At 70.8% G+C, this 13,893-nt stretch carries 16 protein-coding genes; 3 read left to right on the forward strand and 13 right to left on the reverse strand.

Annotation, left to right across the window (positions count from 1 at the left end; translation table 11 throughout):
* Positions 1 to 49: 49 nt before the first annotated feature.
* On the reverse strand, positions 50 to 718 hold the full coding sequence (locus tag Q7X29_RS22770) for a PadR family transcriptional regulator (RefSeq protein ID WP_218715833.1): 669 nt from the start codon (positions 716 to 718) through the stop codon (positions 50 to 52).
* Positions 719 to 997: 279 nt separating this feature from the next.
* Between Q7X29_RS22770 and Q7X29_RS22775 the strand changes: the two genes are divergently transcribed.
* Positions 998 to 1,399 (forward strand): nuclear transport factor 2 family protein, encoded by a 402-nt coding sequence (locus Q7X29_RS22775; protein ID WP_316575309.1) that lies wholly within the window; start codon positions 998 to 1,000, stop codon positions 1,397 to 1,399.
* Positions 1,400 to 1,401: 2 nt separating this feature from the next.
* On the opposite strand, the gene Q7X29_RS22780 is transcribed toward Q7X29_RS22775, so the two are convergent.
* The gene (locus Q7X29_RS22780) at positions 1,402 to 1,992 is read right to left on the reverse strand and encodes a TetR/AcrR family transcriptional regulator (protein WP_218721697.1); all 591 of its coding nucleotides are present in this window, start codon (positions 1,990 to 1,992) and stop codon (positions 1,402 to 1,404) included.
* Between the two features lie 73 nt (positions 1,993 to 2,065).
* Here Q7X29_RS22780 and Q7X29_RS22785 point away from each other — a divergent pair, with 73 nt between their 5' ends.
* Positions 2,066 to 2,911, forward strand: a complete 846-nt coding sequence (locus Q7X29_RS22785; RefSeq protein WP_218721695.1) for an SDR family oxidoreductase — start codon at positions 2,066 to 2,068, stop codon at positions 2,909 to 2,911.
* A 17-nt stretch (positions 2,912 to 2,928) separates the two neighbouring features.
* Here the strand turns inward: Q7X29_RS22785 and Q7X29_RS22790 are convergent, their stop codons facing one another.
* From Q7X29_RS22790 to Q7X29_RS22830, 9 genes are all read right to left on the reverse strand, one after another.
* Positions 2,929 to 3,579, reverse strand: coding sequence for a maleylpyruvate isomerase family mycothiol-dependent enzyme (locus Q7X29_RS22790; RefSeq protein ID WP_316575310.1), 651 nt, complete (start codon positions 3,577 to 3,579; stop codon positions 2,929 to 2,931).
* An 89-nt stretch (positions 3,580 to 3,668) separates the two neighbouring features.
* Complete coding sequence (locus tag Q7X29_RS22795; RefSeq protein ID WP_308248679.1) at positions 3,669 to 4,451, reverse strand: acyl-CoA thioesterase domain-containing protein; 783 nt, start codon at positions 4,449 to 4,451, stop codon at positions 3,669 to 3,671.
* A 147-nt stretch (positions 4,452 to 4,598) separates the two neighbouring features.
* Positions 4,599 to 6,737 carry a primosomal protein N' gene (locus Q7X29_RS22800; protein WP_316575311.1) on the reverse strand — a complete coding sequence of 713 codons (2,139 nt, stop codon included), beginning with the start codon at positions 6,735 to 6,737 and terminating at the stop codon, positions 4,599 to 4,601.
* A gap of 14 nt (positions 6,738 to 6,751) precedes the next feature.
* Positions 6,752 to 7,963, reverse strand: coding sequence for a methionine adenosyltransferase (gene metK / locus Q7X29_RS22805; RefSeq protein ID WP_218721692.1), 1,212 nt, complete (start codon positions 7,961 to 7,963; stop codon positions 6,752 to 6,754).
* Positions 7,964 to 8,209: 246 nt separating this feature from the next.
* Positions 8,210 to 9,427, reverse strand: a complete 1,218-nt coding sequence (gene coaBC, locus Q7X29_RS22810; RefSeq protein ID WP_218721690.1) for a bifunctional phosphopantothenoylcysteine decarboxylase/phosphopantothenate--cysteine ligase CoaBC — start codon at positions 9,425 to 9,427, stop codon at positions 8,210 to 8,212.
* A 28-nt stretch (positions 9,428 to 9,455) separates the two neighbouring features.
* Positions 9,456 to 9,815, reverse strand: coding sequence for a DNA-directed RNA polymerase subunit omega (gene rpoZ / locus Q7X29_RS22815; RefSeq protein WP_374104921.1), 360 nt, complete (start codon positions 9,813 to 9,815; stop codon positions 9,456 to 9,458).
* On the reverse strand, positions 9,763 to 10,347 hold the full coding sequence (gmk, locus tag Q7X29_RS22820) for a guanylate kinase (protein ID WP_218721686.1): 585 nt from the start codon (positions 10,345 to 10,347) through the stop codon (positions 9,763 to 9,765). Before gmk ends, rpoZ begins: the two co-directional genes overlap by 53 nt.
* A 5-nt stretch (positions 10,348 to 10,352) precedes the next feature.
* The gene (gene mihF / locus Q7X29_RS22825; RefSeq protein WP_043653536.1) at positions 10,353 to 10,673 is read right to left on the reverse strand and encodes an integration host factor, actinobacterial type; all 321 of its coding nucleotides are present in this window, start codon (positions 10,671 to 10,673) and stop codon (positions 10,353 to 10,355) included.
* A gap of 347 nt (positions 10,674 to 11,020) precedes the next feature.
* Positions 11,021 to 11,611 (reverse strand): TetR family transcriptional regulator, encoded by a 591-nt coding sequence (locus Q7X29_RS22830; RefSeq protein WP_316575312.1) that lies wholly within the window; start codon positions 11,609 to 11,611, stop codon positions 11,021 to 11,023.
* A gap of 30 nt (positions 11,612 to 11,641) precedes the next feature.
* Between Q7X29_RS22830 and Q7X29_RS22835 the strand changes: the two genes are divergently transcribed.
* Complete coding sequence (locus Q7X29_RS22835) at positions 11,642 to 11,989, forward strand: DUF6463 family protein (RefSeq protein ID WP_316575313.1); 348 nt, start codon at positions 11,642 to 11,644, stop codon at positions 11,987 to 11,989.
* A gap of 16 nt (positions 11,990 to 12,005) precedes the next feature.
* Here Q7X29_RS22835 and Q7X29_RS22840 read toward each other — a convergent pair whose 3' ends face one another.
* Together Q7X29_RS22840 and Q7X29_RS22845 are read right to left on the reverse strand one after the other, a co-directional pair.
* Positions 12,006 to 12,662, reverse strand: a complete 657-nt coding sequence (locus Q7X29_RS22840) for a response regulator transcription factor (RefSeq protein WP_218721683.1) — start codon at positions 12,660 to 12,662, stop codon at positions 12,006 to 12,008.
* The gene (locus tag Q7X29_RS22845; protein WP_316575314.1) at positions 12,653 to 13,777 is read right to left on the reverse strand and encodes a sensor histidine kinase; all 1,125 of its coding nucleotides are present in this window, start codon (positions 13,775 to 13,777) and stop codon (positions 12,653 to 12,655) included. The genes Q7X29_RS22840 and Q7X29_RS22845 overlap by 10 nt, the downstream gene beginning before the upstream one ends.
* Between the last annotated feature and the right edge of the window lie 116 nt (positions 13,778 to 13,893).

The following is a 13,893-nucleotide window of genomic DNA, read 5'->3' on the forward strand; positions in this document are numbered from 1 at the left end:
CGTCCGCACAGGTTTCGCACCCCCGGGAAGAGGGTATGAGTGCCCTGAATTATCGGGGGTCGTCCCCGGGCGTGACATCGTCCTCGGCGAGGATCCGATACAGCGCCCGCCGGGTCTCGGTGAGCACCTCGGCGGCCTTGGCCGCCTGCTCCGCCGTCCCGACCTGGGCGACCTGACCGACCGCGCCCATGACCTGCCCGACCAGGCCGCGCAGATCCAGCGCCTGGGCGCCGACGTCCTGCTTGACCTCGGCCCACGGGTCACCGAGTTCCTCGCGATTGGCCTCGACATAGGCCTTGCCCTCGCCGGTGAGCTGGGCGGTCTTGCGACCGGCCACCTTCTCGATAAGCACCAGTCCCTCGTCCTCCAACTGGGCCAGGGCGGGGTAGATCGACCCCGGGCTCGGACGCCAGATGTCGTCGCTGCGCTCGCGGATCTGCTGGATCAGCTCGTAGCCGTGCATGGGCCGCTCGACGAGCAGCAGCAGCACCGCGGCGCGCACGTCACCGCGCCTGCCCCGGCCGCCGCGGCCGCGTCCACGACCGAAGCCGGGACCGAAACCCGGGCCGAACCCGGGGCCGAAGCCCGGCCCGAACTCGGGACCGTGCCCGTGTCGCCCGCCCCGGCGGAACTGCCGCCGATCGGGACCGAATTCCGCGGGGCCGGGTCCACGACCGCGACCGAAGTGTCCGAATTCTCGATTCTCTGCGTTGTGCATGACAGCCTCCTCAGGCTCTCTCGTTGTTCTTGACGTTATCGACGATATATCGACAATGCATCGAGCGCAAGGGGTCCTCTGAAATCACCATGACGGAGCCGCGCCTGGCGCACCGCGGGCAGCCACATCGAGCACATCTACACCAAGATCGGGGTGCACAGCCGTGGCTCGGCCGCGGTGTTCGCGATGCGCCACGGTCTGCTGCCGGACGAGGATCAGCGCGCGAAGATCGGGTGATCGCCCGATGTCCGGCCGCCCCGCGGAGCCGACACTTCCGATATGACCACGTCCACCCTCCCCCCGAAGTCGACCGAATCCCCGGTCGCCGACGCGTTTCTCGCCGCACTGATCCGGCGCGACTTCACCGCCATGACCGCCTGCCTCGCTCCCGAAGCGCGCCTGCGCGGCCTCATCCCGCCCGGCCCGTTCGACGCGCTGGGCCCGGACGCGACCATCGACCGGTTTCGCGGCTGGTTCGGCGGACCGGACGACTTCGCCGTCGTCGACGCCGGTCACGAACGCCGCGGCGACAAGCTCGCCCTGCACTGGCTGGTCCGGATGCGGCCGACCCACGATCCCGGCGCGGCCAGGATCGCCGAGCAGCGGGCGTTCCTGACGACCGCTCGGGACCGGATCACCACGATCGATCTGCTGTGCTCGGGTTGGCAGCCCGCCGGGTGAGCTCAGCCCCGCCCGGCCAGCTCGTCGATCCAGCGCGCCAACCGCGCACCCTCGGTCACCATCAGGCCGGGGTCGCGGAAGGTGTTGGCGAGCAAGGAGATTCCCTGATATGCCGCGACGAAGGCGACGGCGAGTTCGGCAGCGTCGGGCCTGCCGAGTTCGGCGAACTGCCCCCGAGCCCAGTCGATGAGCAGGCTCATCAGCCGTGCCGGTTCGCCGCCGAAGGCATCGGGACGCTTGTCGAGTTCGGCGGCCAGCGAGCCGGTCGGGCAGCCGTAGCGCGCGGCGAGATCGCGCTGCTCCACCCAGCTCGCGACCATCGCCTTCAAACGCTCGGCCGGGCCGGGCAGCGGCTCGATCCCGGCGACGATCTCCGCCAGCACCCCCGCGTGCGTGTCGATGACGGCCTGGACGAACTGATCCTTGGTCTTGAAGTAGTAGTAGACGTTGCCGACCGGCACGTCGGCCGCGGCGGCGATGTCGGCGATGGTCGTCTTCTCGACGCCCTGCTCGTAGAAGACCCGCGCGGCCGCCGCCACGAGCCGCTCCCGCTTCCCGATCTTCGGCCGCCCCTGCGCCACTGAGTCAGTCATGCAACTAACTATAGACAGCCCCGTCGATCGTTGCTACGGTGAGTTAGTCAGCCAACTAACTCAAGGAGTTCTCATGATCGTCGTCACCGGTGCCACCGGCAATATCGGCCGCACGCTCGTCGGCCTGCTCGCCGAGGCGGGTGAGCGGGTCAGGGCCGTGTCGCGTGGCGCCGCGCCCGTCGACCTGCCCGCGGGGGTGGAGCACGTCGTGGCCGACCTGGGCGACCTCGACAGCCTCTCCCCCGCGCTCCAGGGCGCGGACGCACTGTTCCTGCTGATCACCGGCGAGCAGCTGATGACCGGGCCCGAGCCCGCTCAGCTGCTGAAGGCCGCGTCCGCGGCCGGTATCGGCCGGGTGGTGTTCGTGTCCTCGCAAGGCGCGGTGACCCGGCCCGACTCCGCCGGCTACGCGCGCACCATCGCGTTCGAGCGGGCGCTGGCGGAGTCCGACCTCGCCTGGACCGTGCTGCGGCCGGGCGCGTTCTTCTCCAACACCTATGCCTGGATCGAGCCGGTGCGCACCGCGCGCACTGTCGCCGCGCCGTTCGGCGACGTCGGCCTGCCCGCGGTCGACCCGGGCGACATCGCCGCGGTCGCCGCCGTCGCCCTGCGCGCCGATGGGCATGCCGGACGCGCCTACACGCTGACCGGTCCGGCGCTCGTGACCCCGCGAGAGCAAGCGGCCGCGATCGCCGCGGCCGTCGACGAGCCGATCAGCTTCGTCGAACTCGACGCCGCGCAGGCGAAGGCGAACATGCTGCGCTTCATGCCGGAGGCGGTCGCCGACCACACGCTGACCATCCTGGGCACGCCGACCACGGCCGAGCAGGAGGTCAGCGGCGATATCGAGCGGGTGCTCGGTCGCCCGGCGACCTCGTACGCGCAGTGGGTGCTGCGGCAGCGCGCGCTGTATCTCTGAGCAGGGTCCAGGCCCGCTCAGGGCTTCTCGGCCAGGCGGGCTCGCAGCGTCGGCAGGCCGGGCCCGGTGAGGTCGTCGGCGTAGGTGCTGCGGCCCGCCATGACCATCACCAGCGCGATCGTCGGACCGGTGACCAGCGGACCGGCGCCCGTGGCGAAGGGCCCGTCGGTGGCGTCCAGGCGCAGGCCGGCGATGGTGGTCCGGCTGGGCACGGTGAAATCGCGGCTCGCGTAGAAGTCGGCGACCGCGGTGGCGGCGGCCGTCGTCGGGGTGGTGGGCAGCCCGAGCGGACGCCGGATGTCCTGACCGTGCACGACGACCTCGCCGAGCCAGGCCGCGGTGTGCCCGGACGCCGCGGTCGTGCTGGTGGCGATCGATCGGAACCGGGCGAGCGTCTCGGCGGGTGTGGCCCCGCGGTGCTCGGCCAGCCGCCGGGCATTGTGCAGATCGAAGTCGAAGCGGGCGCCGAGCACACTGGCCAGCCAGCGCAGTCGCCCGATGCTCGCCGCGGCGGTCAGGTGGGCGACGACCTCCTCGACCACCCAGGTCCCGCACAGCGACGGCCGGGCCCACTGCGCGTCGTCCAGACCGGCGAGATCGTCGGCGAGGGCCGCCCGTTCGGCGTGGGTCATCGCCCACAGCTCGTCGCGGGAGAGAGGTGTCGCCACGGGGCCTCCAGGCACGGTTCGGGGACGCGCGGGCGTGCGCCGTCGTCAGTGCAGACGACGCGGGCACCCCGAATTCATCGGTGCCGGTCTCAGCCCTCGGCGGTCGCGGGCACCGGTTCGCCACGGTGCGCGGGGGCCGACCGGCGCCGGTCGTTGGCCACGGCGGTGATCACGCAGGTGCCGAGCGGGCCTTCGCGGTCGTACATCGTCGCGGTACTCACCGCGACACCGGCGTTGCCGACGTGGTCGAGGGCCTGCATGCCGAGTTCCGGGCCCACCGGCAGGCGGGACAGGGTGAGCGTCATGTCGGCGTTGATGTAGCCGACACCGCGCGAACCCCAGTGGCAGACGAGGTTGGTGAGGTCGCCGGTGGCGGCGGCCCGCTGGAACGGGGTGAACGGTTCCCCGGCCACCAGCGGCGGCAGGTTCTGCCAGGTGACCTTGCGCTCGGCGTCACGCGCCGCGCCGAAGTCGGTGATCCAGTCGCCGTCACCGGACTTGAACAGTGGAAGGGCACCCCGCGGATCGTCGCGTCGTTCCGTCGGGACCGGCAGCGTCCGCAGCGGTTGCCAGACCGTTCCCGGCGGGTCGTCGGCGGCGGCCAGGAAGGTCACTGTCGCCCTGGCCCGCGTCTGGTCCTGCTGGACGAGCCAGGAATCGACGACCTTGATGCGATTGCCCGCCCGCACCACCGCGCTGTGCAGCGTGATCGGGTCCCGGGTGACCTGCTGGAACAGGTCGACCGAGAGCCGCGCCGGGACGAATCCCGTTCCCGGACTGTGCTTCTCGGCCTCCAGCGCGAGCAGGCCGCACACCGCGACGCCGTGCAGCTGATTCGGCGACCAGCGGCTCACCGCCAGATCGTTCGCCACGTACGTCCCGTCGCGTGTCGTGAAGAACTCCACCACGATCCTCTCTGCTCACCCGAGGTCATGGTAGGACAGGGTTCGGGACCACCACTGCGGCAGGCGCGCGACGACCAGGCCGACCGCTGTCGCCGGGCGCCTCCGACCCGACCGTCAGCCGATGTCGACCGGGTCGATCTGCACCCGCAACGGCGCGTCGGACCGATGCGAGCTGCGCACCGCCTGAGCCGCCGTGAGCGCCCGGGCGAGGGGACCGCCCTCGGTCCGGCCCACCCGCAGCAGCATGCGCTCGACCTCGGCCGGTTGGTCGGAGCCGGAGAAGGGTTTGCGGGCCGTCGGCGGCAGCGGCACCGGTCCGAGGATGTCGACCCGGTCCGGCAGCTGGGTGGCCTCGAGCAATTCGGCGATGGCGGCGGTGGTGCCGTCGATCGCCGCCAGCCGCACCGCGGGCGGGAAGCCGACCTCGGCGCGCGCCGCCAGCTCGGCGGCGGCGTGATGGACCGGGTCCCAGCGCACGAGCGCCTGCACGGTGGGCAGCGACGGCTCGGCCATCACGATCACCTGCCCGCGCGGGCGGACCAGCGCGGCGGCGCCCATCCACCGACGCAAGGTGTCCTCGGTCGCGCGCAGGTCGGCCCGTCCCAGCAGGGCCCAGCCGTCCAGCAGCAGCGCGACCCCGTAGCCGCCCCGCACCAGCGGTTCCGCGCCGACGGTCGCGACCACGACCTGCGCACCCGGTTCGACACTGTCGAGCACTTCCCCGCCACCCGAGCCACGGATCGGGACACCGGGGAAGGCGCGGCCGAGTTCTTCGGCGGTGCGGGCGGCGCCGATGACCATCGCGCGCAGTGCGCGCGCACCGCACGCCTGGCAGCGGAAGGCGGCCTCGGTGATGCCGCACCAGCGGCACTGCGGGCTCGCGGCTTCGCCCGTGCTCGACTGTGGCAACGCCAACGGCCCGTTGCAGTGTCTGCAGCGCGCGGGGGTCCGGCACTTCGCGCAGGCCAGCGAGGGGACATAGCCGCGCCGGGGCACCTGGACCAGGACCGCGGCGTTCTCCTTGATCGCCGCGCGGGCGGCGGCGAACGCGACACCGGGCATACGGACCGCCCGCGCCAGCGCGTCGCGTTCCAGCGCGAAGTCGGTGTCGCCGGGCGCGCTGATCCGGGGCATCACCTCGCGCAGCACCTGGCGTTCGGCGAGCAGGTCCCGCGCCCAGCCGGACTCGACGACGGCCTGGATCTCCGCGGTCCTGGCGAAACCGGCCGCGACGAAGGCGGCGCCGGTCTCGTGGGCACGCAGCATCGCCACTTCCCTGGCATGCGGATACGGTGCCCGCGGCTCGGCGTAGGTGTCGTCACCGTCGTCCCAGAGGGCGATCAGTCCGAGATCACGCGCGGGCGCGAAGACGGCCGCGCGGGTACCGACGACGACGCGCGCCTGTCCGCGCAGCACCGCCAGCCACCGCCGATACCGCGCGGCGGGCCCCAACCCGGCCGACAGCCCGACGGCCGAATCCCCCACCAGCCGAACGCATTCGGCGAGCAGCCGATCCAGGTCGCGCTGATCCGGCACCATCAGCACGGCACTGCGACCGCTCGCGACCACGGTCGCGGCGAGCTCGGCCAGCCGCGCCGCCCAGTCCTCCCCGGGCAGCGCCTGCCAGGCCGCCCGGGGTGCGCGTCCGGCGCTCAGCGCGGCCACGAAGGCGCCGCCGTGCTGGTACCTGTTCCACGCGGTGGTATCGACAGGATCGCTCGCCACCGCGTCCGGAACCGCTGCGGGCGAATCCTTTTCGACGCAATCGCCCGGACCCACCGCTGGTGACGACGGGCCGTCCGCCGGCGAATCGGCTTCAGCAGCAGCCGGTTCCGCTTCGTCGAGCGCGGATTCTGTTGCAGCAGTGGACTTCTTGGTTCCGCCGGTCTCGGTACGGGCGTGGCGGGGCGGGATGGCCAGGCGCAGGACATCGGCGCGGGTGCCCGCGTACCGGGCGGCGACGGCGGTGGCCAGCCGCAGGATCTCCGGGGTGAGGACGCGCTCCGGGGAGACGACGCGTTCGAGCTTCACCATCTTGCCGGTGTGCTCGCTGTGCGGGAGACGTTCGAGCAGGTACCCGTCGACGAGGCGGCCGGCGAACCGGACTCGGACCCGAACCCCCGGCTGCGCGATCTCGTCCAGTTCCGGGGGGACCAGATAGTCGAAGTCGCGGTCCAGGTGCGCAGGCGACAGCAGCGGGAGCACCCGAGCGATCGGGTGTCCCGCTGCTGTCGTCGTGTCGTCCGCTGCCACGCGGGCGGTGGGTCTTACAGGCCGACGGCCGCGCGCAGCTTGTCGGCGCGGTCCGTGTGCTCCCAGGGCAGATCGACGTCGGTGCGGCCGAAGTGACCGTAGGCCGCGGTCGGCGCGTAGATCGGGCGCAGCAGGTCCAGGTCGCGGATGATCGCGCCCGGACGCAGGTCGAAGACCTCCGAGATGGCGGCTGAGATGCGGGCCGGATCGACCTTCTCGGTGCCGAAGGTCTCGACGAACAGGCCGACCGGCGCCGACTTGCCGATCGCGTACGCGACCTGCACCTCGACGCGCTCCGCCAGCTCGGCGGCCACGACGTTCTTGGCGACCCAGCGCATGGCGTAGGCGGCCGAGCGGTCGACCTTCGACGGGTCCTTGCCGGAGAACGCGCCACCACCGTGGCGTGCCATGCCGCCGTAGGTGTCGACGATGATCTTGCGGCCGGTCAGGCCCGCGTCACCCATCGGGCCACCGAGCACGAACTTGCCGGTCGGGTTGACCAACAGGCGGATGTCGGAGGTGTCCAGGGTCGGCAGGTTCAGATCGCCGATGACGGCGTCGACGACCTTCGACCGGATGTCGGGGGCCAGCAGGTTGTCCAGGTCGATGTCGGCCGCGTGCTGGGTCGAGATGACCACGGTGTCCAGCCGGACCGGCTTGTCACCGTCGTATTCGATGGTGACCTGGGTCTTGCCGTCGGGACGCAGGTACGGCAGCACGCCGGACTTGCGGACCTCGGTGAGCTTGCGCGAGAGCCGGTGCGCGAGCGCGATCGGCAGCGGCATCAGCTCGGGGGTGTCGGTGGTGGCGTAGCCGAACATCAGGCCCTGGTCACCGGCGCCCTGCCGTTCGATCTCGTCGTCGGAACCGCCGACACGCGCCTCGTGCGAGGTGTCGACACCCTGCGCGATGTCGGGCGACTGGGCACCGATCGCGATGTTCACACCACAGGAGTTTCCGTCGAAACCCTTTGCGGAGGAGTCGTATCCGATCTCGAGGACCTTCTCGCGGACGATCCGCGGGATGTCGGCGTAGGCGGAGGTGGTGACCTCGCCCGCGACATGCACCTGACCCGTGGTCACCAGGGTCTCCACCGCGACCCGGCTGCGCGGGTCCGCCGCGAGCAGCGCGTCGAGGATGGAATCGCTGATCGCGTCACAGATCTTGTCCGGATGCCCCTCGGTCACGGACTCACTGGTGAATAGCCGACTACCTGTCGTACGCACAGTTATTCCCTCTCCCTCAACGGGTTACTCGTGTCGGCTTGTGACGGTAACTTCTCGGTGCTACCGCACAACCCTTCTTCTCAGACTATTCCAAACCACCGACGAGGTGGCGCAGTGCACACAGACTGTCCCGGACTGTTCACCGAACCGGCGAAGGCGCCCACGGACGGCGTCCACACGCCGTACACTGCGCGACGATCCTTGCAGCGCAACAGATCTCGCGAAGCTATCGGCGACCGTACCCGGTCAGCGCAGGAGCGGGACGAGCGCGTCGAGCACCCGGCTGGCCAGCAGCGCCTTGGACCCGTGATCGAGGGCCTGTTCGGTGCCGTCGGCGCCGAGCAACCAGCCGTCGTTGGTGTCCACCTCGAACGCCTTGCCCTCCCCGACCGCGTTGACCACGAGCAGATCGCAGCCTTTACGGGCCAGTTTGGCGCGCGCGTGGGTGAGCACGTCACCGTTGTCGTCCCCGGTCTCGGCGGCGAAGCCGACGATCGCGGTGCCGGCGAGCCTGCCGTCGGTGCGGGCGTCGACCAAGCCGGCGAGGATGTCCTCGTTCTTGGTCAGCGGGATCACGTCGGGCTCGTCTGCGCCCTTCTTGATCTTCGCAGCGGCCACATGGGTCGGACGGAAATCGGCGACCGCGGCCGCCATGATCACCGCGTCCGCGCCCAGCGCGTGCTTGTCGACCGCGGTCTTGAGCTGGTCGGCGGTGGTGATGTGGACCAGGTCCACGGCGGCGGGCGGCGCGAGCTCGATGGTGTTGCCCGCGATCAGCGTCACCTGGGCGCCACGCTGGGCGGCGACCCGGGCCAGGGCGTAGCCCTGCTTGCCCGAGCTGCGATTGCCGAGGAAACGCACGGGATCGAGCGGTTCCCTGGTGCCACCGGCGGTGATCACCACGCGGCGACCGGTCAGGTCGCGGGGCAGCGCGTCGGGGCGTTCGAGCAGCAGCGAGGCCAGGCCGAAGATCTCCTCCGGCTCGGGCAGCCTGCCCGGACCGGTGTCGGTGCCGGTGAGCCGGCCCGACGCGGGTTCCATGACATTGGCGCCGTGCGCTCGCAGCGTCGCGACATTGGCCACCGTCGCCGGATGCTCCCACATCTCGGTGTGCATCGCGGGCGCGAACAGCACCGGACATCGAGCCGTCAGCAAGGTGGCGGTGAGCAGATCGTCGGCGCGCCCCTGTGCGGCGCGCGCCATCAGATCCGCGGTGGCGGGGGCGATGACGACGAGATCGGCCTCCTGGCCGATCCGGACATGCGGCACCTCGGGCACATCGGCGAACACACCGGTGTGCACCGGTTGGCCGGACAGTGCCTCGAAGGTCGCCTTACCGACGAACTGCAGGGCCGACTCGGTGGGGATGACCCGCACCTGATGGCCGGTCTCGGTGAACCGGCGAACGAGGGCACACGCCTTGTAGGCGGCGATGCCCCCGCCGACCCCGACGACGATCCGCATGGTCTCTACGCCTCCGGAAAAGAGATTGTCACTCGCCCTCGGTGTGCTCGAGCAGGTCGGAGTGGATTTCACGCATGGCGACCGACAGCGGCTTCTCCTGCAGGCCGGGCTCGACGAGCGGGCCGACGTACTCGAGGATGCCGTCACCGAGCTGGTTGTAGTAGTCGTTGATCTGACGCGCGCGCTTGGCCGCGTAGATCACCAGGGCGTACTTGGACGACGTGCGCTCGAGCAGCTCGTCGATCGGCGGGTTGGTGAGGCCGATCGGGGTGTCGTACGCGGGCGCGGCTGCGGTGTCCGTACTCACTAGGGGAGGCTCCTGCGGGGTTAGTGGGTCAAGAACTCGAATTTGTGCTAACGAATAACGATACCAACTGCTCGCAGGCAGTCGTCACCTCGCTGTTCACGATGACCGTGTCGAACTCGTCACAGGCCGCCAATTCGACCCGGGCGGTCTCGAGTCTGCGCTCGATCACCTCGGGTGTCTCGGTGCCGCGGGACCGCAGGCGCGAGACCAGTTCTTCCCAGCTCGGCGGTGCGAGAAACACCAGCAGTGCTTCGGGCATCGCCTGCCGAACCGATCGCGCACCGGCCAGATCGACCTCGAGCAGGACGTGATGTCCGGCCTCCAGCGCTTCGCGCACCGGGGCCGCGGGGGTGCCCGAGCGCTGCAACCCCCCGTGGATGTCTGCCCATTCGAGCAGTTCGTCCGCCTCGATCATGGCGTCGAACTCGGCTCGGGAAACGAAACGGTAGTCCCGGCCGTCGACTTCCCCGGGCCGGGGGGCCCGGGTCGTCGCCGACACGCTGAAAACCAGTTCGGGCAGGCGTTCCCGCACGCACCGCACGACCGTGGACTTACCCACGGCCGAGGGGCCGACCAGTACAACCAGCCGACCCTTCCGCGTGTGTTCGACCACCTGAATCAGGCGTCGAAGTCGAAGCGAGCCAGCAGCGCCTTGCGCTGACGGTCGCCCAGGCCACGGAGCCGCCGGGTGGGGGCGATCTCCAGCTCGGTCATGATCTCGGCAGCCTTGACCTTGCCCACCTTCGGCAGAGCCTCGAGCAGCGCAGAGACCTTCATCTTGCCGAGAATCTCATCGGATTCGGCGTCGGTGAGGACCTGCTTCAGGTTGGTACCGCCACGCTTCAGGCGCTCCTTGAGCTCCGCCCGAGCACGGCGAGCGGCAGCCGCCTTCTCCAAAGCAGCGGCGCGCTGCTCGTCAGTCAGCTGGGGAAGGGCCACGGTTCCTCCGTCTCATCGTTCATTGCTAGATCTACCGCCGGTTACCCGGACGGTCTGTGCGACCGTACCCACGACGCCCGCCGATTGCGAACCCGACCCCCAGGTCAGGGCCGGATTACGCATGCCGTATGGGGCGCGCGGGCCCGATGCGGTGACCGGCGATTCTTCCGCCCCGATCGTACCGCCGAATTCACAAAATGCATCTCCACCTGCGGTTATGCCGATATGGGCGATGTTAGCCATTCGGTTGCGCCCGTGGCGGTCACAGGCCCCGCAAACCCGGTGGCGCGCGACCAGCGGGTTTCCGGAAAATCCCCGCGTGTCGCAGGATTTCGCACAGTGTGTCGTCAAGATCGGGAATGGAAACGATCCAGAACTGCGCCGGTGGCGGTCGCGGCGACCTCGTCGATCCACGCCGGAATCGGCGCCGCGCGGGCGATGTAGTCACGTACCAGGCCGTACGGAATCGCCTTCACCGCGGCCTCTGCGACGGCGGTGGTCTCGGCGTCGGCGGTGCCGAATTCGGTGACCACCGCGGCCAGCAGGGCGGCGTTCATGGCGTCGTTGACCGTGGCGATCTCGTGCCGCAATTCGTCGGGACCGACCGCGAGCAGTTCGTCGCGATGGAACATCTTCATCGCCCTGGCCTCGGTCGGGTGCTCGCGGCAGTACCGGGGCAGGTAGGTCGCCGCGGCCAGCAGCGGCGACGGCCCGGCGAGCGCGTCGAGCAGGCCCTCGTGGAAACGCCGGATCGAGCGCAGCCAGAGCCGGGCGAGCAGTTCGTCACGTGAGGCGAATCGCACATAGATCGACCCGGTGTGCACGCCGGCGGCCTTGCCGATCGCGGCGATGGCGGGCCGGATGATCGCCGGATCGACCAGCAGGTCACGGGCCGCGTCGAGCACCTGGTCGTCGGTGAAGAGACGGGGTCTTGCCACCGGCTCAGCCTAGTGGCACTGTTTATGAACATGAATTCAAGAACTAGATTTCCGCTGGCTGGGGCCGCCCTGGTGTTCATCGCGACCGTGCACACGATCATGGGGGTGGCGTTGCTCGCGGCCGGCGATCAGGGCACCGAACTGTCGTTCTGGTTCACCCTGTTCGGTGTGGTCGGCATCGGACTCGGCCTGGCCATGATCGAGCTGGAGCGCGCTCGCGGTTTCGTCCCGGTGCCGGTCCTCGCCGCCCTCGCCGTCACGACCGTCGCCGGGCTGGCGTACATGCCGCTGTCGGGGTTCCTCACCCTGCTGGTGCCGCTCGGTGTCGGCGCGCTGGGCTGGTGGCGCGGCCGGATTCCCGCCGCGGCGCACGCCTGACCGCGACGAGCACCGGCTAGGCGTCGACCGCACCCGCGCGCAGGTGCTGCAGGATCGCGAGAACGCGCCGGTTGTGCGCTTCGCCCGCGGGAAGGTCCAGCTTGGTGAAGATCGCGTTGATGTGCTTCTCGACGGCGCTACGAGTGACGAACAGCTGCTGACAGATCGCGGCATTGCTCAGGCCCTGCGCCATGAGCTCGAGCACCGCGCGCTCACGCTCGGTCAGCCGGTGCAGCGGCGCATCGGCGCGATTGCGCAGCAGCAGCTGACGCACCACCTCCGGATCGAAGGCGGTGCCGCCCGCGCCGACCCGCTCGACGGCGTCCAGGAACGCGCCGATCGCGGCGACCCGGTCCTTGAGCAGGTAGCCGATGCCGCCCGTGCCGGTCAGGAATTCCGCGGCGTGCCTGCGCTCGACGTACTGCGAGAGCACCAGGACCGCGATACCCGGCTGGTCCCGGCGGATCTCCAGTGCCGCTCTGATGCCCTCGTCGACGTGATCGGGCGGCATCCGGACATCGGCGATGACCAGATCGGGCGGCCGGACCCGCACGGCGGCGAGCAGCTCGGTCGCGGTGCCGACGGAGTCCACGATCTCGTGGCCCTCGGCGGTCAGCAGCTGGGCCAGGCTCTCGCGCAGCAGCGCGGAATCCTCGGCCAGGGTTATTCGCACGGAACCTCCACGGTGACGGTCGTCGGGCCGCCCGGCGGGCTGTCCACCCTCATCGTGCCGTCCATCGCGGTGACCCGGGTGGCCATCCCCGCGAGCCCGTGGCCGGTGGGGTCGGCGCCACCGATGCCGTCGTCGCGCACCCGCAGGCGCACGACCGGCCCGTCGCGCTCGACGCCGACCGCGACGGCCGCGGCCCCGGAGTGTTTGATCGCGTTGGTGATCGCCTCGCTGGCGGCGAAGTAGCAGGCCGATTCGACCCGGTGCGGGGCACGCTCGGTGAGCGCGTAGTCGAGCCGGGTCGGCAGCGGGGTCCGATCGACCAGGGCCTCGAGCGCGGCGTGGAGTCCGTCGCGGGCGAGCATCGCCGGGTAGATGCGCCACGACACCTCACGCAATTCGTCGAGGATGTGGCCGGTCTCGGTGATCGCGCGCCGCTGCAGCTCGGCCCTGGCGGCGCCGTCGGATTCGCGCTCCACCCGCCCGAGCAGGATGGACAGGGCGACCACGCGCTGCTGTACGCCGTCGTGCAGGTCGCGTTCGATGCGGCGGCGCTCGTCGTCGATGATGTCGACCACCTCGGCCCGGGTCGTGGTCAGCTGCGCCACTCGCTGGGCCAGCTCGCCCGAGCCCGGCCGCACGCTGCGCCGCAGCGCCCACGCCTCGGCCCGCACCACTCCGACCAGCCCCTGCACCCCGAGAAAACACAGCACCGCGCCGGGCAGCACGACCACCGCCACCGTCGTCCAGGTGATCTGCCCCGGTGCGGTGGCATCGACGATCGCCACCGCGGCGCCGGTGCTCGCCCCGTACACCAGGGCCGCCGCAACCACGACGCCCGCACCGCACAGCGCGAGCACCACCGCCCCGACCGACCCGATCACCGCGCGAACCGCCAGATATCCGGCCGCCCGCGCGCCCCCGGGGGCAGCGGTCGCGCGAACACCGAGCAGCCGCGTCACCCGCCACCGCTCGACCGCCACGATCCGATCGGTGACCGGCATCGCGACCGGCGCGGCCAGCACACCGAGCAGGTCGAGCGGCGCGGTGACGACGCCGAGCAGATACCCCGCGATCGCCGCGGCGCCGCGCGACGATCGCGCCGGAGAAGAACCCATCACCCGATCCTCCCGTGCCCCGGCCACATCGATGACCGCCGCACGGTCACAGCAACGTACGGGGCGAACGGCGGCGACACGACGGTCTCGGCCCGCCGCCCCGACATCGGCGGTGC

This window comes from Nocardia canadensis (assembly GCF_032656385.1).
Classification (GTDB): Bacteria; Actinomycetota; Actinomycetes; order Mycobacteriales; family Mycobacteriaceae; genus Nocardia; species Nocardia canadensis.

Bases quoted from the DNA above. Each gene is read 5' to 3' on its own strand.
- Q7X29_RS22775 (WP_316575309.1), top strand. From the start codon at position 998: ATGACCACGTCCACCCTCCCCCCGAAGTCGACCGAATCCCCGGTCGCC.
- Q7X29_RS22770 (WP_218715833.1), bottom strand. From the start codon at position 718: ATGCACAACGCAGAGAATCGAGAATTCGGACACTTCGGTCGCGGTCGT.
- Q7X29_RS22785 (WP_218721695.1), top strand. From the start codon at position 2,066: ATGATCGTCGTCACCGGTGCCACCGGCAATATCGGCCGCACGCTCGTC.
- Q7X29_RS22845 (WP_316575314.1), bottom strand. From the start codon at position 13,777: ATGGGTTCTTCTCCGGCGCGATCGTCGCGCGGCGCCGCGGCGATCGCG.
- Q7X29_RS22835 (WP_316575313.1), top strand. From the start codon at position 11,642: ATGAATTCAAGAACTAGATTTCCGCTGGCTGGGGCCGCCCTGGTGTTC.
- coaBC (WP_218721690.1), bottom strand. From the start codon at position 9,427: ATGCGGATCGTCGTCGGGGTCGGCGGGGGCATCGCCGCCTACAAGGCG.
- Q7X29_RS22780 (WP_218721697.1), bottom strand. From the start codon at position 1,992: ATGACTGACTCAGTGGCGCAGGGGCGGCCGAAGATCGGGAAGCGGGAG.